At 59.6% G+C, this 24,163-nt stretch carries 36 protein-coding genes and 1 pseudogene; 9 read left to right on the forward strand and 28 right to left on the reverse strand.

Annotated elements, in window-relative coordinates:
- Positions 1-117: 117 nt before the first annotated feature.
- Positions 118-756, reverse strand: a complete 639-nt coding sequence (locus ACN19L_RS19240) for a hypothetical protein (protein ID WP_426491081.1) — start codon at positions 754-756, stop codon at positions 118-120.
- Between the two features lie 109 nt (positions 757-865).
- Here ACN19L_RS19240 and ACN19L_RS19245 point away from each other — a divergent pair, with 109 nt between their 5' ends.
- Positions 866-1,177: a hypothetical protein gene (locus tag ACN19L_RS19245; RefSeq protein ID WP_426491082.1), complete on the forward strand. Its 312-nt coding sequence runs from the start codon at positions 866-868 to the stop codon at positions 1,175-1,177.
- Here ACN19L_RS19245 and ACN19L_RS19250 read toward each other — a convergent pair.
- From ACN19L_RS19250 to ACN19L_RS19265, 4 genes are all read right to left on the reverse strand, one after another.
- Positions 1,174-2,694, reverse strand: a complete 1,521-nt coding sequence (locus ACN19L_RS19250) for a terminase large subunit domain-containing protein (protein WP_426491083.1) — start codon at positions 2,692-2,694, stop codon at positions 1,174-1,176. The genes ACN19L_RS19245 and ACN19L_RS19250 overlap by 4 nt on opposite strands.
- Positions 2,691-2,930 carry a hypothetical protein gene (locus ACN19L_RS19255; protein WP_426491084.1) on the reverse strand — a complete coding sequence of 80 codons (240 nt, stop codon included), beginning with the start codon at positions 2,928-2,930 and terminating at the stop codon, positions 2,691-2,693. Before ACN19L_RS19255 ends, ACN19L_RS19250 begins: the two co-directional genes overlap by 4 nt.
- Entirely contained in the window at positions 2,927-3,349 is a 423-nt protein-coding gene (locus tag ACN19L_RS19260) for a hypothetical protein (protein ID WP_426491085.1), read from the reverse strand. The genes ACN19L_RS19255 and ACN19L_RS19260 overlap by 4 nt, the downstream gene beginning before the upstream one ends.
- 244 nt (positions 3,350-3,593) lie before the next feature.
- Positions 3,594-4,379 carry a terminase small subunit gene (locus ACN19L_RS19265; RefSeq protein WP_426491086.1) on the reverse strand — a complete coding sequence of 262 codons (786 nt, stop codon included), beginning with the start codon at positions 4,377-4,379 and terminating at the stop codon, positions 3,594-3,596.
- A 160-nt stretch (positions 4,380-4,539) separates the two neighbouring features.
- Here ACN19L_RS19265 and ACN19L_RS19270 point away from each other — a divergent pair, with 160 nt between their 5' ends.
- Positions 4,540-5,022, forward strand: a complete 483-nt coding sequence (locus tag ACN19L_RS19270; protein ID WP_426491087.1) for a hypothetical protein — start codon at positions 4,540-4,542, stop codon at positions 5,020-5,022.
- A gap of 67 nt (positions 5,023-5,089) precedes the next feature.
- On the opposite strand, the gene ACN19L_RS19275 is transcribed toward ACN19L_RS19270, so the two are convergent.
- From ACN19L_RS19275 to ACN19L_RS19375, 21 genes are all read right to left on the reverse strand, one after another.
- Positions 5,090-5,518: an HNH endonuclease gene (locus tag ACN19L_RS19275; protein WP_426491088.1), complete on the reverse strand. Its 429-nt coding sequence runs from the start codon at positions 5,516-5,518 to the stop codon at positions 5,090-5,092.
- The gene (locus tag ACN19L_RS19280) at positions 5,515-6,402 is read right to left on the reverse strand and encodes a hypothetical protein (RefSeq protein WP_426491089.1); all 888 of its coding nucleotides are present in this window, start codon (positions 6,400-6,402) and stop codon (positions 5,515-5,517) included. The genes ACN19L_RS19275 and ACN19L_RS19280 overlap by 4 nt, the downstream gene beginning before the upstream one ends.
- Positions 6,399-6,890: a VRR-NUC domain-containing protein gene (locus tag ACN19L_RS19285; protein WP_426491090.1), complete on the reverse strand. Its 492-nt coding sequence runs from the start codon at positions 6,888-6,890 to the stop codon at positions 6,399-6,401. The genes ACN19L_RS19280 and ACN19L_RS19285 overlap by 4 nt, the downstream gene beginning before the upstream one ends.
- A complete protein-coding gene (locus tag ACN19L_RS19290; protein WP_426491091.1) occupies positions 6,890-7,543 on the reverse strand; it encodes a hypothetical protein in 654 nt (217 codons plus the stop codon). The genes ACN19L_RS19285 and ACN19L_RS19290 overlap by 1 nt, the downstream gene beginning before the upstream one ends.
- The gene (locus ACN19L_RS19295; protein WP_426491092.1) at positions 7,540-7,983 is read right to left on the reverse strand and encodes a hypothetical protein; all 444 of its coding nucleotides are present in this window, start codon (positions 7,981-7,983) and stop codon (positions 7,540-7,542) included. Before ACN19L_RS19295 ends, ACN19L_RS19290 begins: the two co-directional genes overlap by 4 nt.
- Positions 7,984-7,995: 12 nt before the next feature.
- Positions 7,996-8,241, reverse strand: coding sequence for a hypothetical protein (locus ACN19L_RS19300; protein ID WP_426491093.1), 246 nt, complete (start codon positions 8,239-8,241; stop codon positions 7,996-7,998).
- Positions 8,238-8,417 (reverse strand): hypothetical protein, encoded by a 180-nt coding sequence (locus tag ACN19L_RS19305; RefSeq protein WP_426491094.1) that lies wholly within the window; start codon positions 8,415-8,417, stop codon positions 8,238-8,240. Before ACN19L_RS19305 ends, ACN19L_RS19300 begins: the two co-directional genes overlap by 4 nt.
- The gene (locus tag ACN19L_RS19310) at positions 8,414-9,511 is read right to left on the reverse strand and encodes a hypothetical protein (RefSeq protein WP_426491095.1); all 1,098 of its coding nucleotides are present in this window, start codon (positions 9,509-9,511) and stop codon (positions 8,414-8,416) included. Before ACN19L_RS19310 ends, ACN19L_RS19305 begins: the two co-directional genes overlap by 4 nt.
- Complete coding sequence (locus ACN19L_RS19315; protein ID WP_426491096.1) at positions 9,420-10,481, reverse strand: DUF1376 domain-containing protein; 1,062 nt, start codon at positions 10,479-10,481, stop codon at positions 9,420-9,422. Before ACN19L_RS19315 ends, ACN19L_RS19310 begins: the two co-directional genes overlap by 92 nt.
- Positions 10,478-11,755 (reverse strand): SNF2-related protein, encoded by a 1,278-nt coding sequence (locus ACN19L_RS19320; protein ID WP_426491097.1) that lies wholly within the window; start codon positions 11,753-11,755, stop codon positions 10,478-10,480. The genes ACN19L_RS19315 and ACN19L_RS19320 overlap by 4 nt, the downstream gene beginning before the upstream one ends.
- Positions 11,756-11,799: 44 nt before the next feature.
- A complete protein-coding gene (locus ACN19L_RS19325) occupies positions 11,800-12,240 on the reverse strand; it encodes a hypothetical protein (RefSeq protein ID WP_426491098.1) in 441 nt (146 codons plus the stop codon).
- A 28-nt stretch (positions 12,241-12,268) separates the two neighbouring features.
- A complete protein-coding gene (gene dnaN / locus ACN19L_RS19330; RefSeq protein WP_426491099.1) occupies positions 12,269-13,420 on the reverse strand; it encodes a DNA polymerase III subunit beta in 1,152 nt (383 codons plus the stop codon).
- 12 nt (positions 13,421-13,432) lie between these two features.
- Complete coding sequence (dnaN, locus tag ACN19L_RS19335) at positions 13,433-14,650, reverse strand: DNA polymerase III subunit beta (RefSeq protein WP_426491100.1); 1,218 nt, start codon at positions 14,648-14,650, stop codon at positions 13,433-13,435.
- A gap of 10 nt (positions 14,651-14,660) precedes the next feature.
- Positions 14,661-14,903, reverse strand: a complete 243-nt coding sequence (locus ACN19L_RS19340; protein ID WP_426491101.1) for a hypothetical protein — start codon at positions 14,901-14,903, stop codon at positions 14,661-14,663.
- Positions 14,900-15,289 (reverse strand): helix-turn-helix domain-containing protein, encoded by a 390-nt coding sequence (locus tag ACN19L_RS19345; protein WP_426491102.1) that lies wholly within the window; start codon positions 15,287-15,289, stop codon positions 14,900-14,902. Before ACN19L_RS19345 ends, ACN19L_RS19340 begins: the two co-directional genes overlap by 4 nt.
- A 3-nt stretch (positions 15,290-15,292) precedes the next feature.
- Positions 15,293-15,967, reverse strand: a complete 675-nt coding sequence (locus tag ACN19L_RS19350; RefSeq protein ID WP_426491103.1) for a hypothetical protein — start codon at positions 15,965-15,967, stop codon at positions 15,293-15,295.
- A gap of 77 nt (positions 15,968-16,044) precedes the next feature.
- A complete protein-coding gene (locus tag ACN19L_RS19355) occupies positions 16,045-16,191 on the reverse strand; it encodes a hypothetical protein (protein WP_426491104.1) in 147 nt (48 codons plus the stop codon).
- The gene (locus ACN19L_RS19360; protein WP_426491105.1) at positions 16,191-16,442 is read right to left on the reverse strand and encodes a hypothetical protein; all 252 of its coding nucleotides are present in this window, start codon (positions 16,440-16,442) and stop codon (positions 16,191-16,193) included. The genes ACN19L_RS19355 and ACN19L_RS19360 overlap by 1 nt, the downstream gene beginning before the upstream one ends.
- A gap of 55 nt (positions 16,443-16,497) precedes the next feature.
- Positions 16,498-16,848 carry a helix-turn-helix domain-containing protein gene (locus ACN19L_RS19365; protein WP_426491106.1) on the reverse strand — a complete coding sequence of 117 codons (351 nt, stop codon included), beginning with the start codon at positions 16,846-16,848 and terminating at the stop codon, positions 16,498-16,500.
- Positions 16,849-16,850: 2 nt separating this feature from the next.
- Positions 16,851-17,231 (reverse strand): hypothetical protein, encoded by a 381-nt coding sequence (locus tag ACN19L_RS19370; RefSeq protein ID WP_426491107.1) that lies wholly within the window; start codon positions 17,229-17,231, stop codon positions 16,851-16,853.
- An 87-nt stretch (positions 17,232-17,318) separates the two neighbouring features.
- Positions 17,319-17,546 (reverse strand): hypothetical protein, encoded by a 228-nt coding sequence (locus ACN19L_RS19375; protein WP_426491108.1) that lies wholly within the window; start codon positions 17,544-17,546, stop codon positions 17,319-17,321.
- A gap of 103 nt (positions 17,547-17,649) precedes the next feature.
- Here ACN19L_RS19375 and ACN19L_RS19380 point away from each other — a divergent pair.
- The 6 genes and pseudogenes from ACN19L_RS19380 to ACN19L_RS19405 all read left to right on the forward strand — a co-directional run.
- Positions 17,650-17,862: pseudogene (locus ACN19L_RS19380) on the forward strand (helix-turn-helix domain-containing protein); the annotation flags it as partial.
- Positions 17,863-17,871: 9 nt separating this feature from the next.
- Positions 17,872-18,537, forward strand: coding sequence for a S24 family peptidase (locus tag ACN19L_RS19385; RefSeq protein WP_426493603.1), 666 nt, complete (start codon positions 17,872-17,874; stop codon positions 18,535-18,537).
- Positions 18,538-18,605: 68 nt separating this feature from the next.
- Positions 18,606-18,959: a superinfection immunity protein gene (locus ACN19L_RS19390; RefSeq protein ID WP_426491109.1), complete on the forward strand. Its 354-nt coding sequence runs from the start codon at positions 18,606-18,608 to the stop codon at positions 18,957-18,959.
- The gene (locus tag ACN19L_RS19395; protein WP_426491110.1) at positions 18,959-19,270 is read left to right on the forward strand and encodes a hypothetical protein; all 312 of its coding nucleotides are present in this window, start codon (positions 18,959-18,961) and stop codon (positions 19,268-19,270) included. The genes ACN19L_RS19390 and ACN19L_RS19395 overlap by 1 nt, the downstream gene beginning before the upstream one ends.
- 279 nt (positions 19,271-19,549) lie before the next feature.
- Positions 19,550-20,497, forward strand: a complete 948-nt coding sequence (locus ACN19L_RS19400) for an NAD(P)-dependent alcohol dehydrogenase (protein WP_426491111.1) — start codon at positions 19,550-19,552, stop codon at positions 20,495-20,497.
- Positions 20,498-20,619: 122 nt separating this feature from the next.
- Positions 20,620-21,522 carry an NAD(P)/FAD-dependent oxidoreductase gene (locus ACN19L_RS19405; protein WP_426491112.1) on the forward strand — a complete coding sequence of 301 codons (903 nt, stop codon included), beginning with the start codon at positions 20,620-20,622 and terminating at the stop codon, positions 21,520-21,522.
- Position 21,523: 1 nt separating this feature from the next.
- Here ACN19L_RS19405 and ACN19L_RS19410 read toward each other — a convergent pair whose 3' ends face one another.
- Positions 21,524-21,952 carry an EamA family transporter gene (locus tag ACN19L_RS19410; protein WP_426491113.1) on the reverse strand — a complete coding sequence of 143 codons (429 nt, stop codon included), beginning with the start codon at positions 21,950-21,952 and terminating at the stop codon, positions 21,524-21,526.
- A gap of 158 nt (positions 21,953-22,110) precedes the next feature.
- Between ACN19L_RS19410 and ACN19L_RS19415 the strand changes: the two genes are divergently transcribed.
- Positions 22,111-23,073: a formylglycine-generating enzyme family protein gene (locus ACN19L_RS19415; RefSeq protein ID WP_426491114.1), complete on the forward strand. Its 963-nt coding sequence runs from the start codon at positions 22,111-22,113 to the stop codon at positions 23,071-23,073.
- 223 nt (positions 23,074-23,296) lie between these two features.
- Here ACN19L_RS19415 and ACN19L_RS19420 read toward each other — a convergent pair whose 3' ends face one another.
- Positions 23,297-24,148: a transporter gene (locus ACN19L_RS19420; RefSeq protein ID WP_426491115.1), complete on the reverse strand. Its 852-nt coding sequence runs from the start codon at positions 24,146-24,148 to the stop codon at positions 23,297-23,299.
- Between the last annotated feature and the right edge of the window lie 15 nt (positions 24,149-24,163).

Genomic DNA, 24,163 nt, shown 5'->3' on the forward strand with positions numbered 1-24,163 from the left:
TTTTCTCCAAAGCCAGGAGGCGCTGGGCGTGGCCGGGGGAGAACGGCCGCACATCACCCAGCGACTCAGAGCGCAGCCACACTACATCGGGCTGCGCTCCGGTCGCGGCGGTGGCCATTAGCCGACAGCCGGTTCAGGGTAGAGGTTGAGCAGGTCGAAAGCAGCCTGCGCAATGGCTACATCTTCATCCCACTTGCCATCCAGTGACAGGCCGAACGTGTTTGTGTTAAGGCCTTTGAAGCCAGTGGAGCCCGCCGACTGCAGATAGAAGTTGGAAAAAGGAATACCAGCGGGCTTCGCGTCGAGTTCGTTGTAGATGATGCGGTTATCGGGGGTGATAAGCATCATTTCCACCGGGTCTACGCCCAGCTCGGCGCGACTCTCATTCTCAATCTTTGCCAAATCCTTCTTCACGGCGCTGGGCAGACCGATAAAGTCGGCGGTGTACTTCACCGCGTTGTAGCCGGTCAGGATACCCTTGCCGTTCACGCTGGTATTGTCGTTCTCACCGAGGAACTGGGCCTCCGACTGCGGAATCTGCGGGTTGACGTAGATAGGCGTGAGGATGATTTTATCATCTCCACCGGCCGTAATAGCCGCATTCCAGGCAGCCTGAGTAGCCAGGGCAGCCGCAGTTGCGAAAGCTGCAGCGAAAGCGCCGCGGCGGCCAATGGCCATGCGGACGGTTTGGCCGAAGTGCACAGCGCAGTCCACTTTGGCGGGGGCGGTAAGAGAAGCAGGGCGTACGCAGTCCATGGTGAGCAGCTTTGATGAGGTTGAATTATTGTATGTAAAATACATACAATAATTTCAGAACTGCAACAATGCGCGCGTTGATAACTTTGCAGCCCCAACCTGCGACCCTATGAGTTCCAAGAAACTGAGCACCCCGGATGATCTGAACGCCTACGCCAGCAACCGGGCGTTCATCCGCATTTTCAAGTACAAGCCGCTCAATCAGTATGACCACCTGATCTGCATCGACGGTGACCGTGGTCAGGGCACCACGGGCGAGGTGGCGTACCTCATCATCAGTGAAGCGGCATACAATGCCATTGCGGAGCTGCATCCGATTGCGCAGCGGGAAGCCGGGCTGAATAGGAGCGAGCTGTTTGAGGTGGGCAGCATCATCGACCTTGTGAAGGCCCTCACACCGGCACCTGCTACGGAGGGCTAGTTCTTCCGCTTCATAAACCCTTTCTGGAATACCGGCCGCAGCTCAAACCACTCGCGGAAGCTGAAGGTATCGGCGAAGTCGGGAGAACGGCCGCCCAGCAGGATCTTCTGCTCTTCCTTGTCGTTGATGGTTTTCTTACCCTCGGCGGTATCCTTGCCTCGTTTGATGGCTTTGAGGTCCTGTTTAATCACGTCCCGGATATCAACGACAACCCCGCCCACCTTCATTTTGGTAGTGCGCACATCATCAATCAAACAGCTGTCGGTGGTCACTTCAATGCGCACCTCGCCGCGGTTCACCCGGCCGGCCATGCGGTAGTAGCACTGAGTTTTGAGGTTCTTGTAGGCTTCCTTTACCCCGGTTTCGGGGTCGGGCAGCACCGGGCCGCCGCCGCTGAAGCCCTGGTATCCACCCAGCGCCACCGCCCCACCGCCTACGCCATCCTGGTCGATAAGCGTATCGGACTGGGCCACGTTGTAGCGGCGGCGTAGCGGCTCAATGGCATTCATGATGTCTCGCGAGCCGGTCTTACTGATAACGGTGATGGCAACCACCGTCCAGCCGATCCAGACTTTGATGACGCACTTATCCTGGCCATATCCGGCGGCGTCGCAGGTGATGCAGCGGCGCGGCTGGGCCTCTACCACCGGGTAGTTGGTCCAGAGGTCGTTGATACGGGTCGGCTCGAACAAGGCCAGGCCGTCCACCTTTACCTTCCAGTTGCCTTCCAGCAGCTGGGCTTTGGTTTCGGCATCCTGAGCCATCAGGCCGGCCAGGTACTCCGGGTTTACCGCCAGTAGCTTCTTGTTCTCATAGATGCTGCCCGGAATGAAGGTGAGCGACTTGGGGCGGGTCGCGGCCAGCTCCGCCTGAAACAGGTGCGGAGCTTTGGCTACGACTTCTTCGGGCGTATCACCCCACACCATCGTTTCCCCGTCGCGGGTGAAGTAGCGCAGCACGCCGGCTCGCTCCGGAATGGGGAAGCCATCTTCGCCGATCCACCACGAAATCAGCTCCGCTACCCAGCTGTCGGGGTCGGGGTTACAGCTGCAGCGCACGTAGGGCCGCACCCCGCACATGGAGCGGTTGCGGGTGAGCATGTACCAGAACTGCTTACTGGTGAAGTGGGTGAGCTCGTCGAATACAATCAGCGGTATCTGGGTGCCCTGCCAGTCGAACATGTTTTTTTCGTGCTGCATGTGGGCAAACGAGACGCGGGCCCCGCTGGGGAACTTCCATTCCAGGTCGCCCTGCTTGGCACCCACCATCGGGTACAGGTCCTTGCTGGTATCCCAGAGGCCGCCCTCGTTGGTAACCATAGCGTAGGTGCGGCGGAAGATGACGGCCCCGAAATCCTTGTTAAAACGGTGGCGCGAGGCCTCAATCAGCAGGGCGTACGTCTTACCGCCGCCGGCCCCACCGCCGATGATGGCAATGTCGGCCGGGGTGCTCAGGGCTGCCATCTGGAAGCCGGGCTGCGGGGTGATGATGCGGGCCTCGGTGGCTACTGCGGTCATACGATCAACGCATAGGGCTGCTCAGAAAACCAGAGGTTGAGCAAATGCAACTGCTCGAACAGCTTTCCACAGTTCAAGGGATAGGCGCTTTTGAAGTTGATGCGCTGGTGAAGATTGAGTTGCTTTACCCATTCTCGCTTATTGTGGGCAATGGTTTTGATCTTCATTGTCCGATTCTTGGGCAACGAAAAATCTATATAATACACGGTAATGCCTTTGGTTTTCAGGATGCTCATAAGTCAGATATCCAGATTTGCAGCATGCTGGTGACGCGACAATCCGCATAGGCCAGCTGCCAGTTTTTGAAGGAATAGTGGTCGCCGCTGGCCACGTCATACACACGGCCCTGGTTGTAGCCCAGCGCCCACCATTTGCCTTTCCAGCCCCAGTGCTCTGGCACCTGCACCCGCAGGATGCAGGGCCACGGGGTAGCCGGATCGAACTTCACGAAGCGGGGCGTGGTGTTGTAGCCCAGCAGCCGGGCCACCTGTGGGAAGCTGCTGCCACGCCAGCCACCGCCGCCGCTCAGATCCTGGGGCAGCTTCTCGCGTATCTCGGCTTTGGGCAGGCCGGTGATGGTGGCCAGCAGCGCCTCGTAGTAGTCGGTATCGGTTTCGCTGGCTACCAGTTCGATTTCGTAGGGCTGGGCGCTCATATCCAACTCACTTTCAACCCATCCGCTACCCATTCCGTATCGTAGCCCCGCGCTTTAAAGCACGCCTCAAAGCGGACATTGAAGTGACGTGCGTTTTCGAGCACAACGAACATTCGGCCGGCCTTTATCGCCTGTAACACCGGCGTGGCCAGCTCTAATGGCACATCTGAGCAAGGCTGGTGAACAGCGGCGGCTTGTGTATGTGCTTCAACTCGGGTGGGTAGGGTTACCATAAGAAAGTAAATTAGTCTCGCCCATTGTCGGGCATCATGATGTTGGAACCGGGCAGGTCGTTGCCGTTGGTGGTGTGGTCTACCTTGACGGGAGCAAAGGCGCCGTGAATCTTGAGCATGGTGTTCACCGCGTCCTTCGCATCGTGCAGCTCCACAGAGGTACCGTAGCGGGTGGGCGTCACCTTCTTAATCAGGTGGCCGGCCTTATGCTGCTTCACCTTCACCATGTCGATTCTGGCCACCTTACGGGTAACTTTTGGCCCATCTACCTCGCGCATGGCCTCCGGCTCTCGCTCCAGCTCCAGTAGCATCCGCTCGTGCTTAATGAGTCGCTGCAGGTGTAGCTCCTGCTGCTGGTTGCGGTACTTCTTCTGCGCCTTCCTGTCAGTGAACAGCGCCTCTACCCGGATAGCCAGCTCCTGCTCGAATTGAATCTTGGCGTAATTCTCGGCTACGATGTCGCGTAGGGGCTTTTGGATGGTCGAGGTGTATTCCTCATCCTCCAGCGTCATCACGTCGTCGAGCGACACCCGGCCCCACTCCGACATACGCACCTGCGCTTCCTCCACCGACATGCCCCGCAGGGCCGCTTCAGCCTTTACCGCTTCTACGATGCGCTCATCCTTGAGCATCTGGCTGGCCTGCTGCTTGGCCGAATTGGCACTGTAGCCGGCTTCGCGGGCGGCGCGGGCCCCCTTCCAGTATTTGGCATACAGCCGGGCAAACTCCAGCTGCTGCGGATTCAATTCAGGGCCCGTGGTGGACGGGGTAGGTGCGTCTGGCTGTCCCGTGGCCATAGCGAAAATGAAAAACGGTAAAGAAAGGTAATGGCGTATTTGTATGTAAAGTACATACAAATACGCCAAATAATTGCTGTAGTGTTGCGGTGCTCCATGACTATTGTAGAGTACAAAGCATGTAGTTTTGCCAGAACATTCACTACTTATTCTTTGCGCTATGCCTCGATTTGTACAGGTAATAATGATGGTGTTCCTTGCTCTGGGCTTGAGCGGTGCGCTGACTTCATGTGATAAGAATGATGATGGCCCATATAAGGTGCAGGTTCGTTACACGGCAGCCACGACATTTACCGATTACAACAGCTGGGATACAGGAGCCGTTATTGGCTTCCTGCTGACGGACGAAACAGGGAAAACTGTAAAGGGCAACGTGGGCCACACGATGAGTGGCAATGAGCAAAAGTCGGGTGACACGGGTGAGGTCAACATGGCGAAGAATGACATCATCGAAGTTGATATGCGCTTCCCCAATGTGGATACGCCACAAAAGTTGCAGGCGATGCCAACCACCACGTTCATCAAGACCGAAATCCTGGTAAATGGTAAGGTGAAAAAGACGCTGTTACTGGATAAAAACACCCCATTGGGTACTTCCACCATACCCAGTATCCAGGAAAAATTGAAAGTGGGCGACTTGTAGAAGCCCGCTGTCTACATGGTAAAGCCCCGTATGCTTCGGCATGCGGGGCTTTTTGATGGCAGGGCAATCAGGCTGCCAGATCGTAGGGCATCTTATCGGCCTTGGCCTGGTTGCAGTGCTGGCACAGGCACTGCAGGTTCTCGCGGTGCCAGCCGCCGCCCCGGCTCAGGGGGATGATGTGGTCGAGGGTGAGGTGCCGACGGATGGCGTGGCCGCAGGCCTGGCAGCGCCACCGGGCGGCCTGGAACACTTCGTTTTTCAGCCGGGCGCGTTCCTCCGGCTCGATGTCGGGGGTGCGGGTGTGGAACAGGGGACGGGGCGGGCAGTCCTGGTAGTGCTCCCGTTTGCGGCGCTTCCGGCGGGCGCGCTGGCCCTTGGTGGGGCCGCGGGTGATGACGCCGGCGCGAACCAGCTCCCGGTCGGTGTAGCCGGCGCGGAAGTGGCGCACGTCGCCGGTTTCCGGGTCGATGTCGCGGGTGATGTGGCGGATTTTCATGCGGCTTGCTTGTGATACTTTTCCATCAGCGCCAACCGCTTGCGTAGGGCGGGCAGGCTCAGGCTGTTGAGCAGGTCGAGCTGCTTCTGCTTTTCTTCCGGAATCCGGCCTTTTTTGAGCCGACGAACGGCGAAATCTTCAGGTGTCGGGTCGAAGAGGTGAGAGGCTGAAACGCACTCGCACGAGGTGGGATGCAGAATAACATACCACTGGCTGTTGAGGTACCAATACACCACACCCCGACGTAGCCGGCCGTCGAAATCCCGGTAATACTTTACCTGGCCACACAGAATCTGCTTTTTGTCGCGGTCCGCGCTATTATGCGTCAGGTCGTAGCTTTTGAGCTGCCCCTGGACATCCGCCAGCGTTTGTACGCCATGGTGGTGCCAGCTTTCTTCGTACTTCTGCAACAAGGCTTGTTCAGCAACCTTCGGTGCGTCGATCTGCTGGACAACGAGCCCTGGTACTTCCTGGGTGAGCAGCTGCTGGAGACGACGGACGGTGTAATGAAAGCGCTTCTGGCAGAGATAGGGCATCTTCGCGTACTTGTCGAAGTCGTACTTGCCGCCGTTGGGGTTAGTGAAGTTGACGTTCTGGTAAAACTCGAATTTGATACCCTTCCAGCTGATTTCAATACCTACCTCTAACTCCCGCCATTTGCCGTATCGGTGGCACTGCGACAACCGAGGGAAGTGCTTCTCATAGTATGGGTCTTTCGTAACCTTGAATCCGATTTCCCGCAACAGGCGCACGCATTTACTGTGCAGCCCTAAGTGTTTCCAGGTGGCCTTTTTGAAGCTGTCGCCAACGGGGGGAATGTTGAATTGAAGCCAGCAGTAGTACTGAGACAGGCGGATGTGTGGGGTTTCTTCGGAGATTTTCATGCTGCTTGATTGAATTGGTTGAGTGATTGTTTCCACTGGTCGAACTCGCGCTGCACCTGCTCCAGCGCGCGGCCCTCGCAGGCGAAGCCGCCGGCGGCCCGGACTTCGGCCAGGAACTCGCGTTGCTCATCGGAGAGGGTGTCCCGGCCTACCTTCACTTCCACGGCCAGCACCCGGCCGGTGGGGCGGTGGTAGCCCATCACGTCACTGATGCCTTCCACAGTGCTGCCTTTGCGGAAGCAACCGCGGGCCGGGTCGTACACCGGGGCGTTGTTCTGGCGCCAGGCCTTGCACCGCTGCAGCTGTAGCCACTCTATGATGGCCGTGGTGAGGGAGTTGGTCGGGCTGGTGTTGCGCGTTTTCTTCGGCTTGGCGGGCACATCGGGTGCCGGCGCGGGTGATGGGCCCGGCGGCGGGGCGCGGTTGGCTGGGCGGGTATCCTGCACGATGCGCTTTTCCAGGTGCGGAGGGAGGGTGAATCGGGCCATTACGCAGCTTCTTTCAGGTACAATTGCCCGCTATCCAAGCGGAGCGAAGTGATGATGCCGGAGCGGATATAGCGGGAAATGCAGCCGACAGCGGAAGGCTCATTGCTGTAGTGGTGCCGAATCGACTTCACTGCTTCCCGGAGCTTGACGCCCGGATGAAGCCGGACGGTGTGCTCCAATTGCCGAACTGTGTGCTTGAAATCAGTCCAATGCCCACCGGTGCTGGAGCCGGCAGCACACTCGGTCCGTTGTTGCTCCCACAGCTTGATCGGGCCCGGCTTGCGGTTTAGGCGTCCTTCTGAGTAGCGCGTGAAACCCGCATCTACGCGGCGGCCCTGCTCAAAAATGCAGAGTACACCGAAGCCGAATAGCGTGCCACACTCCGCGGCAAACTTCCACGAAGGACCGAACTGGCCCCGAGCCGGGCGGGGAACGGCTATGCTGCTGAAGTGAAACCACATCTGGTTGCGCCGGGCCTGTTCCATTACAGCCAGGTTCATGGATGTTTTCACTTCAATAGCCCAGCGTATCGGGCCCCGAACAGCTACGATATCCACCCGGCCGCCGGGAATTTCAACTTCCTGGTACACTTGCCAGCCGGCCAGCTTTAGTTGTTCCACAACAATAGCGGCCCATGTCTGCTCGGTATTCATGAGGCGAAGCCGTGGTCGGCCGCAGCCTGGTTGTGGCCCTGCGCGTCAGGCTGGCCGTAGGGGGCCGGCGGCGTGCTGGTGCAGTTGCCGCAGCCGGTGCAGCCGTGGGCGATGTAGATCAGGCCGGTGGCCGGGGCCGCGCGGGCGGGCTCGGTGCCGGTGAGGCGGCCGTAGGCAGTGCGAAACGCTTCTTTGGCCGCGGCGAGGGAGCCGGCATCCATCAGTTCCAGGCCACCCTGCACCCACAACCCGGCTTCACGCATTTGCTCGGTGGGCTCGGGGTGGGCGAGTGGGGCCGGGAGCGGCTGGGCGTCGCAGATTGGGGTAAGTAGCTGCCATTTCTCGCCCAACTCCTGCAGGAAGCGCAGGGCGGTGGCGTCGGTGCTGAATTGCTGTTCAGAAATACGGCCGTCGGCGCGCTGGTACTGGTAGGTTTTCATGGGAATAGAAGCTTAAAAAGGCGGATAATAGCCATCTGGACCTGGTTGGGGCGTGTGGTGTGGCAGGGGAGTGGTGGTAGCCGGGGCCATCAGGAAAGCACGACCTTTGAGCTGCTCGCGGGTGATGGATTCGGGCGAATATTCCTCTACTGGCAGGGCCAGGGCGGCTTCGGCGACTTGCACCAGCTCATCGTAGGTAAAGGGGCCAGGATGGGCGGGCGTAATGCCCAAGCTGGCCAGTGCGTCGGTGGCGGTCATAGGTTGAGTTTTGACGGGCGAATGATGGTGCGGGCCCGGCCGGTGCGGGCCCGGTAATGCAGGCGGTAGCTCAGATGCTGAATTTCGGCCCAGTCGGTGCGGTGCGGCTCGCCTACCTGCTGCCAGAACTCGGCGGCCACCAACGCATCGAGCAGGGCACGTTCCAGGGCAGTCATTGCCGGCGGCTTTCTCCCAGTAGCGGGATGATGTTGCAGAGTTCATGCAGCCGGTCAATGGCCCGGTCCCCGTACAGTTCCTCCCAACTGGGCATGTCGCGCGGGGTAGTAGTTGTGCGGTACAGCGGGTTGTTGCTGCTCAGGTGAGTAGCCCACCGCGGCAGCAACCCCTGCTGGTACCGGTCGTACCGCTCCAGAATGACGCGAGCCATCGGGTTTTCCTGGTTGCCGTAGTCCTTCACCTTGGTTTCCTCGGTGCATACATCATCCACGCACAACGCCCGCCCGCCTTTGCCGCAAAACACATCCTGCTGCCGCTGATTATCCTCACCTGATTGGAAGGATAACTGTACCTTTTTAGCCGTTACCATGCCGTAGGGGCGGTTCGGATTCTGCTGGAACGCCCGCAGTAGCAAGGTTTTGCCAGTGCCTTTGGGGCCCAGCAGGGCAATGCCTTTGTGCAGGCTGGGATGCTCGATACCGAGCTGCTCAGCTACTTCCAGGAATTTGCCCTCGTTACCGGCGAAATACCAGACCAGCAGGTTGAATACGGGCTCCGATTCGGGAGTGAGAGAGAACGGCCGGGGCGGTGTCATCTGCCCCAGCAGGTGGCAGCCGCGGCCCCAGGCGGCATCGGCTACCTGCCGGGCGGTGGCCAGCACTGGCACCTGCTGCTGTCGCTGGGCATCCTGCTGCCGGCGCACGGCGGCTACGTAGCGGGCGTTCCATTCTCCCCACATCCGGTCCTGCATCTGCCGCAACGCCTCATCGGTTTCGACCGGTGTCAGCGGTACGTCGGTTTCCTGAGTCGGGCAGTCCGGCGGTACCAGGTTCAGGTACGATTCCCGTAGTACGTACTGCCAGAGGTCGGTATCCTCATCGTACATCAGCTCGCAGTGCAGCTGCTGCCAGGTGGTGAGTTCCCGTTTGAGCACGCCCCATTTCCGGAGCCGGGCCAAGCGCAGCGCGTGCTCTATCTGAGCGGGCTGCAGATCGATTTCGTCAGGCAGCTGCGGCGGAGGCAGCAGGTCGGCGGCCGGAGTAGGATTCTCGGTCGAGAGTCGTGGCCCGGCCGGCGGACGCAGCTGGGCCACCGCTGATGCGATGTTGAGAGCTTGCATGATATTTCGGGTCTGTGCGGGCGGTGGCCAAAGCCTCTACCCAGTTGGTTTTAAGCCAGCCCGCTTCCGCGTTCTGGTATTTGGCCGATTCCTTGCCGATAAAGCTGTCCCATTCGTGGCGCCGCTCGCCGGTAAGCTCTTTGTAGGCGCGGTAGGCCTGAAACTGCTGCTGAATAACCGGGCCGTGGCCACCTTCGAACAGCACCCGGCAAAAGCGGGTCAGGGCCATGCGGGGCTGCTGCTGGTACTCTGCCAGGCCCCAGTAAGCAATCATCTGCTCAGCCAGCAGCCGCATCGGAGCCGCCCATTCCGGTTCCGACCGGAATTCGATATGTGTAGCTACATCGGCCGCCGCGCCCCCGGTGTGCGAAGCCGACGCGGGCGAGACTTCAGTTGGTAACTTTTCGGTCTCAACACCGCCCTCATTTTTTTTTGAGAGCACACACCCCTCGGGGGTAGGGGGTGTTTCTTTTATAGAAGATGAAATAGAAGATGAAGAGTGAAGAGCTTTTTTTGGGTTATGGGTTGGGTTTTGATTTAAAAGCCGTGGGTTTTCTGTGAAAAGCGGTGGGTTTATTTGGCTTTCGGTTGGGTTTTTTCGGGGCCTGCCACCCTTCGCGCCGTTGGCAGCCTGCTTCTCCCGATTAACCCGTTGCTTTTCGACTTCGGCAACCAGGCGCGGGTTGTAGCGGGTAGCACCGTCCGGGGCTTCCGGAAACTTGCTGAGCAGGATTTCGCGGCTTACCTGCCACTGCTCCACACTCAGACGGGAGAGCCGGCGCAGCTTATCCTCGCTGTTGGGCAGGTGGCCGGGCAGGTCGGTCTGCCAGGCGTTGAACAGAAGTAAGCAGTAGGCCCCGACCTCCGCCGCGTCCATCATCTGGACATCGGGCGAAGAGAGGAAGTCGCCTGCATAGAGCTGGAAGGCGGGGGCTTTATTCATTGAACAGGTGATTTAAGGAAGTCGAACACTGGCCATACTGAACCGTTGGCATAGGTCGTATCCTGCATTACATCGGCGGTCGGCTCTTCACCAGTCCACTTGTCTGGCCAGGTGTTGGCTGCTATCAGCTCTTCGATGCGCGCTACTTCTTCCGGATTCAGAATGTCTACCAGCGGCCGGCCCTGCTGGGTAGCAGCGGCGTTGCACTCTGCCTGAATAGCCAGCACCTGCTGCATGCCCCAGCGGCGGGCGTCCATGGTGAGCGGGCCTTTACGCTGCTGGCGTTTCACCAGCTTGCCTTTTGCGTCCCGCTCACCTCCGAGCTTGCGCTTGCGGAATGAAGGTTCTGAGCGAAGCCGCTCAAACACCTCCCGCAACCGGAGCAGCGGGCTCAAGTATGCCCACTGAGGGCGCACTACGATGTTTTCCAACGCCACATCCTTACTGGCCACCGGGCAGCCCATGCAGCCGGTGCGGGCGTTTTTCTCCTCGGCTTCGTCGCCACCGTAGGCTTCGGCAAGTAGCTTCGTACTCCAGTCGCCGAACTCGGCTTGGGGGGCCCAGCTGCTCACCCACAGCCAGAAGTCGGCTTCGTGGTGGGCGTGCAGGGTGAGGTTGCCGGCTTTCTGGGAGTCGCGCTTAAACCAGCGGGTCAGGGCCTGGCCACGGTCCATCACGCCCAGGAACTGCGCGTAGTTCAGCAGTTCGGTGTACTGGTTGGGCGCCGGCGTGGCCGTGAATACAAAGCGGTACGCCACCGGGGACAGCAGGTCGGCAAACGTCTGGTGCGTTTTGGTGCCCAGGCTACGCAGCACCGAGCCTTCGTCGAGCGTTACCGCCGTCAGGCTGCTCAGGAACTCGGCGGAAAAATGCCCGTCGCGCACCCGCTCATAGTTAGTAATGAGGTAACGGGTATCCGCGTGCAAAGCTTCCGCGTCGTTACGCACGTACGCAACCTGCATACCCAGCGCGGGGCCATCTTCTTCCGTGAACTGGTGCTTCACGCCCAGCGGGCAGATGATTAGGGCGCGGTTATCGGCTGGCCAATTCTCTTCATCACGCTCAATGATGCTACGCAGCAGTTCCAGCTGGGTGCGAGTCTTGCCCAGTCCGAAGCTCGAGCCTACCAGGGCGCGGCCTTTGCGGGCGGCCCAGAGGATGGAATCTACTTGGTGCGGCTTCAGGCTGGAGTGCAGCGTTTCGGCGGCTACCTCTAAGCCAGCATCCGGGGCCAGCTTGATTTTGTTGTTCAGAAATTCGTTGTACTTATCCATAGAAAATACGTCCGGCCGCCCGGCGTGGGCGGCCGGCTCAGGATTTAGGCTGCGTTGGAGTAGAGGTAAAGCTGGCTGGTGCCCGCGCCGCTGGTGCAGCTGACCAGCCCCAGTTGCTGGGCGGCCGAATCCAGGCCCATGGTATTCAGCCATTCTTGCAGCTTTTCAGCGGCAATCAGGTCCGAAGGGTGGCCCAGCGACTTTACATCCAGCTGGATAATGCCAGGGGGCATAACCTTCTTGGCAATGGTTTCTTTGGTGGAAGTGTGGGCTGTTTTCAGCCAGCCCATTACCGTTTCCAGCTTGTCGATTTCCGACAACTTATCGAAGGACTCCGACTTTTCGTCCTCATCTTCCGCATCCTTCAACCGATCCAGAATGGCCAGCAGATGGGTAGGGTTGATGGTGAAAGGGGCGGCCTTTTGTTCGGAGGCCTGCGCGGCAGTCCGGATGTTCAGCAGTAATTCAGCAGTTATAGCACTCATGGGAGTAGGCAGAAAAGAGGGTGAGAAACTAGGCGGCCAACGCGGGCACGCCGTTCAGGATGACGGGCATAATCATCATGTTCAGCCGGGGCTGCTCAGGGACTGGCACGGCCGGCAGCAGCAGGGCCGCCCGGTTGGGGGTAGACAGTTCAAAGCGCACCGGGCCTTCGGGCAGCAGCTGTAGAGATTCCAGCAGAAACTTGCCGTTGAAGCCCATCACCATTTCTTCGCCCCGGTATTCGGCCGCTACTTCCTCGGTGGCTTCGGTGCCGACTTCAATAGATTCGGACCAGATGCGCAGGGAGCTGGTTTCACTCAGCCGCATACCGACCTGCTGGGTTTTTTCAGCCGCGTACGCCAGCACCCGGCGGATACAGCCCATCAGCTCCTGCTTATCCAGCACCAGGGAGCTAGGGCAGGATTGGGGTATCACGTTTTCATATTCCGGATACCGCTCATCCAGCAGCCGGCACCGCAGCTGCCAGCCCGGCCCCTCTACCCGCAGCCATTCGCCCAGGTGCACCGTAAGCGGACCCGCCTTTTCGGTGAGGGCAGCCAGCAGGCGGGCCGGGGCCGCCGGCAGCAGGAACTGGCCGGTTTCATTGGCCTGAGCAAGTTCTTCCGGAACGACGGTCCAGCTCATCCGGTGGCCGTCGGTAGCCACCGTGCGCAGCTCTGAAGCGCGCAGGTCCAGCAGCACAGCCATCATCGACGGGCGGCTGATGTCGTTGGCAATAACGAAGGGCACGGCTTGCCGGAGCGCGTAGGAGAGTGTAGCCCCGGGAATCTGCACCTGCACGGGGGCGGTAGTGTCGCTGGGCTTAGGCCAGTCTACTGGGTTTTCACCGGGTAGCCGGTAGCGGCCTTTGCCGGCCCGCAGCGTTACCGCGTAGGTGTCGCTGTCCAGGTGCAGGGTAATGGCTTGGGAGGGCAGGTTCTGCAGCGTCGTCAGCAACAGCTTAGCCGGCAGGCAGATGTCGAAGTCGGCGGTGGCGTCGCTCAACTCCGTTTCAGTAGCCAGGTCGGCTTCCAGGTTGGAGGCGGCGAGTTGGAGCGTGGTACCCACGGCCAGCAGGCGCAGGTTTTCCAGAATAGGTACTACCGGGTTGTTGGGTACCAGGGGCATCAGCAGCTTCACGGCCGTGAGCATGGCGGTGGAATTGATGGAAATGGCAGGCATCGGAAGAAGTCGTTAGTAGTTGTTGAGCATGACGGGCATCAGCAGGCAAAGCAGCCCATCCTCGGCATCGGCGGATTGCAGCACCACGGCCCGGTTGGGGTTGGACATGCGCAGTTGCACGTTCTGGCAGGGCATGGCCGCCAGAAAACCAGCCAGAAACCGACTGTTAAGCCCGATAGTCATTGCCTCGCCCGCGAAGGTGCCCGGTACTGATTCGGTCGCTAGGTTGTCGAAATCCTTATCCTCGCCGATGATTTCGCAGGTGCTTTCATTCAGGCGCAGCACCAGCTGATAGGTGATTTTATTGGCGAACAGCTCGCACCGCTTCACGCCGGCCAACAACTCCAGCCGGTGGGCCGTCAACACATTGGGCAGGTCTTTGGGCAGTACATTTTCGTAGTCGGGGTACTTCTCATCCAGCAGGCGGATTCGTAGCTGACCCTGCTGCATTTTCACGAACAGGTCGTTACCGAGCAGCACCAGCTCTACGTTTTCCCGGCGGTCCAACAGCTTTACCAACACTTCGGCCGCGCGGCGCGGAATAATGCAGGAAACCGCCGGACCGTCCAGTACGTGTTGATCATCTTTGGTGAAGCGCACCAGCCGGTGGCCGTCGGTGCCTACCAGTCGAAAGAATGACTTGGTAATTTCTACGTACACGCCAGTCATGGCCGGGCGTAAATCGTCGCGGCTGAGTACCGGCAACACAGTAGCCAGGCCCGCCAGCAACAGGTGAGCAGGTACATGCACAATGGAAGTAGGCAGGCCTAGCGCAACATTGCGGACAAAGTCGCTGCCCGGTTCGCCAGCCAGCGCGTACTTGGCCCGGCCGGTTCCCAGCGGCAGCAGCGAATGGGGCACTGCCGCCTGTACGTGCAGATAGGGCAGTGGGCCGCTATCATCCACGCGCAACGTCAGGGGCTGCGCATTCAGGCTGCGCAACAGATCAGTGAGCTGCTTGGCAGGCACGCATACCGATGTAGCGGTGGTAGTGCCCAGCCCCTCAATCAGCAGGCTTTTGGAGGTAAAGAAATGCTCCAGGTCGCAGGAGCATACCTGCAAACTACCGTTGCCGTTTTTGGCCGGTTCAATCCGCAGCAGCAGGTTTTCCAGAATCGGTACTACGGGGTTGTGCTTCACCAGCAAGCCGGCGAACTGGGCCGATTTAAGCAAGGCTGCCGAACTAATCAGAAACGACGTGGTGAAGGAGGTGAGAACAGAAGTAGACATGGCAAAGGACCTAGCAGGTGGTAGAAGCGGGCCGCGACAGCGCGTAAACGGCCTCATCATGGGCAAGGGGAATGCTCAGCAGCAGCAGGGATTCCAGGGCGGCTACTTCGCGGGCCACGTACAGAAAGCGGCGCACGTAGAAAAGGAGGTCGGGCCGGCGCATCATCCGGCGGCGGGCCCGGGCCAGCAGTCCATTCAACCGGCGCAATTCTCGCAGAATGGCAGTTTCGGGGGCAGCAGTTACCTGTTTCATGCTGCTTTGCGGCCGTTACCGTGGCCTCGTTTGCGCCGGTCCGGGAAGCGGTAGGTTACTTCCATCTGCGGCTCCGCTGTCACTTTGGTCACCTCTGTATGGGAGCGGTGGCGCTTTTTCCATTCTTCAATGGACGAGAGCGGAATCCGGTAGCCCCAGGCAGTATCGGTACACCGCACGTAGGGCAGGTGCCGTTTATCTTCCACCGGCAACTTCATGTAGGAGCGGACGGTAGACACGTCAATCTTCAGCAGCTTGGCTACTTCATCAGCCGTGTACAGTGGATCAGGGGCCGGCAACGAGTGGTAGTATTCCCGGGCCTGCTGGTTGAAGGCGTTATCCATCATTGACTTGAGGGCGGCCTCATCAAATTGCACCAGTGCCATAGGTCAGGATGCTTTCGCGTAAGTAGTAGGACCATCGTAAGCGTCGATGGTGGCGTTCAGGTGCTCAATCGTTTCGGTAGCCTTGTCCTGACTGATGCGGTTGATGTTGAGCAGCACCTTCGTTTTTTCCGGACGCGCAATAGCCGGGTGGTTCAGCAGTCGGATGATTTCCGTTTTCTGCTCTAACGTTGCGTAGTCGCTATTTGCGGCGGCAGTAACGGGGGTGGCCGGGAGTGCCAAATCCGGTGCGCTGACCAAGGGAGCGTCTGACTGGGGCTTTGCCAGCAGCTCACCGATCAGCTCCGACAAGCGCAGCGTCAGCCCGGCCAGCTTCAAACATTCGGTCTGCGCAGAGGCCAGATTACCATCGGTGGTAAACTGATTGGCCCGCTGCTGGGTGCGAAAGATCTGGTCCATCAGCTCCGCGTGGGAATAGGAGCGCGCTTCGGTTTCGGCTTTGTAAAGGGCGCGGAAGCTGCCGTTTTTAGCCATCCGCTCGATGGTCTGAGCTGCCGTTGACATCAGACCGATTTCCCGGTCCATTTGGTCCTGGGTTATCTTACCGGCTGCTACTTGGCCGGGGTACACGCCCTTGCGCATCCGTACCTCGCGGTATAGGCACTGCACCTGCTCAGGCAGCGTAAAAATGGGTTGTTGAATTTCCTGTATCTTTGCCATGTGAATCGGCCTTGAAAGAGGTTGAGAAATAGAAGGGGCTCGCCAGGTGTTACCGCACTCGGCGGGCCCACTGTGTTTTAAAGCAGGGCGAGCAGGCCGCCTACCAACAGTGTCAGGCCGGCGAGGGCTTCGTAGTACCACGGGCCCCGGGCGGGGCGTTGCTGCTGCATCCAGCAGGGGCGGGGCAGGTCGGCGCCCGGCACATGCTTGTCGAAAAAGTCCATCAGGCGGCCGGATTGATGAGTTCGTTGGCCTGCTGCACCAGCTGGTCTTTCTGGATTTCGTCGGTGAGTAGCTCTAGCATGTGCGTGGTAACGACCATCACATCGTAGTAATTAACCCCGTGTAAGGCCAGCACGCGGGCATCTATTTCAAGGCCTGCCCGGTCGCCGGCAAACAGGATAACCCGCTCGCACGTCAGGGCAAACCAGGCATAGCGGAGGCGGAGCTGAAGCCGCAGAAATAGCTTTTTCATAAGCTTGTCGGTTGAATCGGTGGAGGAAAACCGGGAGAAACTTTGCGGCGGCGCATCAGGGCCAGGTGACGAATGGGCGGTTGGAAGAGGGAGCGGGAACGGCGGGCTCCGGGTGCCGCCGCATCCGGAAGTGGACCGGCGCGGCCGTTACCAGTGGGGCTGTCGGGCATTTTTCAGCAGCCAAGTCAACGGCCGGGTCGTAGCCCAGCAGCGCGTCAAGCGTAGTTTCCAGCAGCCGGGCAATGCGAAACAGCACGGGGTAGGGCGGGGCCGCCCGCTTTTCTTCGTAGGCGGCGTAGGACGGCCGCTTCACCTGAAGCGTATCGGCCATCTGCTGCTGGGACAGGTGCTTGCGGTGGCGGTAGGCGCGCAGCTGCTGGGCGAGGTGAAATAAAGGCGTATTCATACTCAGGCCGCAATCCGCATGGAGGATGATACACTCATCAGGGCCGGGGCCGCCAACGGAATCGGGAAGTAGAGCAGGGCACCGGCGGCGTACTCATCCAGGCGGAACTCACGCAGGGTATCGGGTACCCGGTTGGCGAAGAACTGTTCTTCTTCGCAGCCATCTTCCAGCGCGAGCCGGAACAGGGAGCTTTCGGGGCCGGCGGTGTACACCGACAACTGACCTTCCAGGTCGCGGGCCCAGCCGATGATGGGCTGCGGCATCGTGTAGCGGCCGGATTCTTCCAGTACGGCCAGCGAGTCGCCGGCCACGGGCTGCGAGATGCGCGCCGGCCCATCGGGCGTGCGCAGCGTGTAAAGCGGTGTTTGTGTGGCAATCATCATAAAAGGTTGTGAAATAGAAGTGGGGAGGTTTTGAAGGGAAAAGCAGCCCCGGCGAGGTTACCGCCCCGCCGGGGCCGGGTTGATTAATTAGGCAGCATGGGCGTGCAGGGCTTCTTTCCAGCGGTCAAAGCCGGTCGGATCAGTTTCGCGGGCCAGCGCCTCAATAGCCGGCCACTCGCGGGCCGTGCAGGGTCCTTCCATTGATACAAGGCCACTGAGACGGGAGGCGGATTTGCAGCCGGTGCGGCGGGCCAGCTCCTTGATAAAGCCGGCCGGCATCAGCTCGCGCAGGGTGGGGGCGGTCAGGGCGTCCATAGGCATCCGGAACAGTTGGTTATATTTGTTCTTCTTCTTCTTCACAAACATCTGAAGATAACTTGGGAAATCCAAGAAAGCTTCAAATAAAATCTAAGATTTCTTGGAAGCCGATAGCCATACAGCAGGAATTGGGGAGCGGTACCGACAGCTTAGGGCCCGATTATCCCTGAGTAAAGAGAAATTGGGAGCACTGATAGGCGTCTCTGGGACAACTGTTGCCAATACTGAGGAAGGGAAGCACACCCCGAAAGCCGACGTTATAGCGGCTCTTTCAAGAAATCTTGGGGTGAACCTAAACTGGTTGCTGCTAGGTGAGGGTGCAATGCTGGTTTCGGACCTCGCTTATGTCGATGAGCCGGAACAGATGATGCATCCGGTAGCCATGCAGAAGATGATAGCGGCCGTGAAAGCACTGGAGCCGGAAATCAAACCGAAACCTATCGGGGTGCCAATGGTGACGGTGGACTCGGAGAATCGGGAGAATATCAGCCTGGTATCTTCGAAAGCGGCGGCCAGCTACCCTACGCGTTACCTGGAGCCGGAATTCTACCAGGATATACCCGCCTTTTCCATTCCACTGCCGCAGTTCCGCAACGCCACGTTTCGGGCCTTTGAGGTTATTGGCGACAGTATGAGCCCGACGCTCTACGCCGGTGGCTGGGTGCTGGCCCGCTACGTGGATTTTGCCCGTGAAACCTTACAGGAAGGGTATATCCACGTTGTAGTCACCCGTGAAGCGTTGGTAGTGAAGCGCGTGCTGGACCGGATTGAGCAGCGCGGCACCCTGGCTTTGCAGTCGGATAACGAGGAATTTCAGACCTATGAAGTGCAGATTGAAGATGTGCAGGAGGTCTGGCGAGTGGTAGCAGATATCGGTTTCAAGTTCCCCAACGTGCGCTTTGACACGCGCCGCCGGGTAGCTGGCCTGGAAGCGGATCTGCAGAATGTATTGGCCAGGCTGGAAAAGGTGGAAAAGCGGATAGACTGAGAATTGTACAAAGTCCGGTGCCGGTAAATGCGGCCTTTTTTCTTCAACATCTTCTTATTCTGCTATTCATGCTGCTTTCTCTACTATTGAATTTTTACGGGGCCGGCTACCTCATCGGCCGCTTCCTGGGTATCGTGCTGGTTGGCATCCTGTATTTCCTGCCAACTATCCTGGCCCGCAACAAGCGCAAGTCCACGCAGATTTTCCTGCTGAACCTGCTGACGGGCTGGACCGGGCTGGGCTGGATTGGCGCGCTGGTATGGGCCCTGTCCAGTGATTCGCAGCCGGTTCCCGTGCGGGTAGTCGGCACTGCTTCGGTGGCTGATGAGCTGACTAAGCTGCAGGCGTTGCGCGAAGGTGGCGGCCTGAGCGAAGAGGAGTTCAATCAGCAGCGTCAACGCCTGCTTAACCAGCCCGCGTAATGGCGCTTCCCGACTTTTCTTTCGCGCAGCTCGACCTGCGCTTTCTGGCAGAGGCAGACCGCCTGCTGAAAGCCGGGGCCGTGGCTTCGTACCGGGAACTAGCCGAAATGCTGGCTATCCACCCCAATACCTTCTCGCAGATCGAAGCTGGTAAGTACCACTGCAACGCGAAGATGCTCTACCTGCTGCGGTCCTTCTTCCCTGATGAAGCTGACGTGGACTGGGTGCTGTATGGGGAGGCTTTTACCGGCCGGCCGGAGCCGACGGGGGCCCCCAAGCGGGAGCGGGGCCGACCTGTTCGAACGCCCTAATCTGTCTGTTTTCTGACCAAAAGTATGACCAAGTATTATGTAATAATTGGTAATGTCTTGAAAATAAAATGAATAAGCGCAATGGGTAATAGTCTGAGGGGAGTGCGCTTTCGATGTGTGGAACCACCATTTCCTTTGGAGATGGTGGTTTTTTGCGTCTTGCCCGGTCTTTCGCAGATTTGCGCTCCGCTGCCGTTCCCGAGAAAATCGGCTCGAAACCGGCCCCGAACCCTGATTCTGCGTAGGCAGAAGCTCCCTCACCAACTGAGTTTATAGCGTATGAATGCCATTTATTTCACTGAATACGGCCCGGCTGATGTACTGCGCTACGGCGAACAGCCGACGCCAATACCCAAATCCGACCAGATTCTGGTGCGGGTGCGGGCCAGCAGCATCAACCCCATCGACTGGAAAGTGCGCAACGGCGACATGAAGCTGATTACCGGCCAGCGTTTCCCCAAAATTCCGGGCCGGGATGTGGCCGGGGAGGTGGCCGCCGTGGGCAACCACGTAACCCGCTTTAAAGTAGGCGACCGGGTGTACGGTATGCCCAATGATGGCGTAGGCAGTGCCAACGCGGAGTACGCCCTGCTGGCCGAATCGGTAGCGGCGTTTATTCCGGAGAAGATTTCCTTTGAAGAGGCCGGAGCGGTGCCGCTGGCGGCCCTTACGGCTCTGCAGGCCCTGCACGACCATGGCCAGCTGCTTTCCGGCGACCGAGTGCTGGTGAACGGGGCGTCGGGCGGCGTGGGCACCTTTGCCGTGCAGATTGCCAAAGCCCTGGGTGCCGGGGAGGTAACCGGCGTGTGCGGCCCCGATAATGCAGAGTTGGTCCGCAGCCTGGGTGCCGATAAAGTGCTGAACCATGAGGAGCAGGACTTCACCAAAAACCGCAGTCACTACGATATTGTGTTCGATGCCGTGGGCAAGAGCAGCTTCACGGCCTGCCAGCACGCTTTGCGCCGCAACGGCCGCTACGTGACCACCACACCCGAGCCCAGTGTGCTGATTACCGATAAACTGGCCGCCGCGCTCAGCACCAAATCGGCCCATATGTTCTTCGCTAAAGAGCGGGGCACCGACCTGGCCCTGATTTCAGCCTGGCTCCAGGCCGGCACCATCCGCGTCATCATTGATAAAACCTTCCCGCTGCAGGAAACTGCCGAAGCGCACCGCTACAGCGAAACCGGCCGCGCCGCTGGCAAAATTGTGCTGACGGTAGAGTAGAGGAAGAGCAAGCAAAAAAAAAGCTACACAAATGCAACTAAGTTGCATTTGTGTAGCTTTGTGCGTTTCATAACCCCGTCCTCGCAGCTGTTTCTGCAGGATACTCTACTCAGCCAGCAACTATGACGCATGCACAGGAAACCGAAGTGTTAATTATTGGGGGTAGCTACGCCGGGCTGGCTGCAGCCCTGGCTCTTGGGCGGGCGTTGCGCCGCGTGGTAGTGCTGGATAGTGGCCGGCCCTGCAACCGCCAAACGCCCCATTCGCATAATTTCCTGACGCAGGATGGCGAAACGCCCGCGGCCATCCGGACGCGGGCGCTGGAGCAGGTGCTACGGTACCCCACGGTGCAGATAATAGCCGCCGAAGCCATAACGGCCAAAGCCACGCCGTCGGGCTTTGCTGTTGGTACTATTGATGGCCAGCAGTTTGTGTCTCAGAAAATGATTTTGGCCACGGGCATTGAGGATTTGCTGCCGGAGTTACCGGGGCTGGCCGAATGCTGGGGAATTTCGGTGCTGCACTGCCCGTACTGCCACGGCTACGAGGTGCATGGCCAGCCGCTGGGTGTGCTCAACAACGGCGAAGCCGGCTTTATGCAGGCTCGCCTCATTCGCAACTGGACGCCGAACCTTACGCTGTTCACGAATGGGCCTGCCTCCCTCACTGAAGCGCAGGTTCAGCAGGTACAGCAGCAAAATATTGCCATTGAAGAAGCTCCTGTGCTGGCCGTGCAGCATGCGCATGGGTTCATGCGCGGCCTGAAATTGGCCAATGGCACGGAGTTTCCCTTAACGGCCCTGTTCACGCACGTACCTTTCCGGCAGCACAGCACGCTGTCGGCGCAATTAGGCTGTCAGGTAACGTCAGCCGGTCACCTAGAGGTAGATGACTGGCAGAAAACTTCCGTGCCGGGGGTGTATGCCGCTGGTGATGCCACTACTCCCATGCGCTCAGTGGCCAATGCCGTGGCCGCGGGCACCCGGGCGGGGGCTTTCGTCAATCATGAGCTGCTGAGGTTGTAGCCTAAGTGCTTTCCCGGGAAAAGGCAATGAGTACGGCTCCGCCCGCCATCAGGGTAGCGCCCAGAATAACCTGCCAGGTGATTTTCTCCTTCAGAAAGAATATGGCCAGCAGAATGGAAAAAACCAGCGAAATCTTGTCGAATGACGAAGTGCGCGAGGCCTGCCCCAGCTTAAGCGCCTGGAAAGAGAACAGGGAGGAAAGGCAGGTGATGATGCCGGCGACTATCAGAAATACCCAGGTGCGCCGGTCAATTTCGGCAACCTGCCCCAGGTGACCCTGCCAGGCTACCACGCTCCACGCTACCGCCACAATCAGCACCGATTGGATGGCGAAGGCTACGCTGGATTCGGTATTCTTGACGCCCACTTTGGAAAGCGTGACCACAATTGCGGCCGACAGGGCGGCCAGTAATGAAAATACTACCCACATACGAGCTACGAAACAAGTGCCTCACGGACAGTACGTGCGGCGCGTAATTTTCGCCGGAATATGATAGTTCTCTGGGCCAGCCGGCTCGTACTGCCGGAAAGCCCGGCGAGTGGTATCTTGCGGAAGCTGCCCACGGTGGCGTGGCTCAGGCGTAGCGTATGAACATTGTTTTTCTGATTGGCGGCCTGGTGGCCGCTGCCCTGTATCCGGCGGAGCTGATGGCGCAAACTGCCGCGGGTGGTAATCCGGCACTACCAGAGCCCCCCGGCACGGCACGGGTAGGGGCTAACCTGTTTATGGATGAAACCGAGGTGGCCAATATTCATTGGCTGGAGTACCTGCACTTCATCCGCCGCGACTCTACACTGGCGCACTACCGGGCCCAACTGCCCGACTCCACCGGCTGGCAGCCCGTACCCGACCCCGAGCAGGCCACCACGCCCCAGTCATATTTCCGGGCCCCGGCCTACCGCTACCACCCGGCCACCGGGGTTAGCTATGAGCAGGCCCGGGCCTACTGCCGCTGGCGCAGCGCAGTGGTTAACCGCAGCTACTTCCAGGGTGCCGAGTTCCGGAAGCAACACCCTGAACTCCGCGACTACGATGTGACGGTGGAGTACCGCCTACCTACGGAGGCGGAATGGGAGCAAGCCGCCGCGGGAGGCTTACCGGCGGGGCCACGGCCGTTTGAGCTGGTGCAAACCCGCTCGGTGCGTAAGCCCAAACCCATGAAGCTCAATGAATCGGAGGATCTGGTGGCTTGCCTGGATGCCCAGCAGCTGGCGCACCCGGCCACTGAAACTGCCTACGAGCTACCCTACAATCTGCGGGAAAACTACTTTCTGGCCGGTAGCAACCAGGTATTCAGCTGCCCGCCACCCAAGCGTGAGTTTCCGCTGCAGGCCATTACCATTGGCCCGCCCAACGGCTTCGGGTTGCAGAACGTGGTGGGCAATGTGGCCGAAATGACGGCCACCCGGGGTGTGGCCAAAGGGGGGGCGTTTAAAACATCTGTGCAGGGCCTCTCGCTCAACGACCGGCAACCCTACCAACGGCCGGAAAACTGGCTGGGCTTCCGGTGCATCGCCACCGTGCGCATGACGCGCAAAGCCGGTAGATAACCAAAGCGCCGACCAATTCACTGCGGAACGGGTCGGCGCTCTGGTTATGGGCGCTGGTCAGACAATGAGTCGTTCTAGAAGTAGCCGCCTGCTACTAGAACGTCCTACTGAGCTTGTCGAAGCATCTCTACCGCTTCGTTGCAATGTTAGTTGATTAGCCAGAGGTAGAGATGCTTCGGCTACGCTCAGCATGACGTGCCGTAATTTGGTGAGAAAGTAATGCCTACTTGCCGAAGCGGAAGGCGAGGCCGGCGCCTACGTTGAAGCCCCCGGCGGCGGCGGTGAGGCCGTGGCCGGCCGTCACGTCGAGGCGCAGGCCGGGAGCGGGGCGGTAGTAGAGGCCCGTGGTGAGGCCCGGCCGCCAGCCCTGCTGCCGCTGCCAGGTGGCGTAGGTTTCGGCCAGGAAGCCCAGGTGTGAGCCTGCGCCCAGCGGGCCGTTCAGGGCCAGCGTGGTCAGGTACTGGCCCTGCTTGGTGCCCTCGGCCTTAAAGCCGCGCTGCCGGAAGCCAAAGTTGCCCTCCAGCCCGAACCGCTGCCCCAGCTGCTGCGACACCAGCAGGCGCGCGCCAGGCTCAAACTGCTTGTCGGGGAAGCTGGCGTCGCCGTTACGCAGGTTCATATCGAACAGGACTACCACCTGGGAGCGGGCATTCTGCACGGTGGAGGCCAGAAACTTGGCCCCCACATTCAGCGGGGCAAACCCGGCGGGGCCGGTGTAAGCGGCCGGAGTTCCTTCTATCGAGGCAGGCCGTGCTGCCGGTGTGAGCAGGTAGTTCTGAGTGGCGCGCAGCTCAATGTGGTTGAAGAAACCCACCCGCAGGGTGCTGCCCCAGGCCGAGCGGCCGGCGTAGCCCACACTGCTGCCCGCATCGTAGCGGGTGAGGCCGGTTTCCAGCTGAAACTGGCCCGGATACAGCATGTTGGTGGTGATGGTCTGCCCCGGGCGGTCCGGGCGAATCAGCCGCACAAACGGCGACTCGCCGTTGTTCAGGTTGGGGTCGGTGGTCTGGGCCAGGGTGCGGGCCGGGCCGGCAAGCAGCAGGGCTCCGGCGGTCAGCAGAGTGGTCGTACGCATATCTTATCGACGCCC

Source organism: Hymenobacter sp. 102 (assembly GCF_049949205.1).
Lineage (GTDB): Bacteria > Bacteroidota > Bacteroidia > Cytophagales > Hymenobacteraceae > Hymenobacter.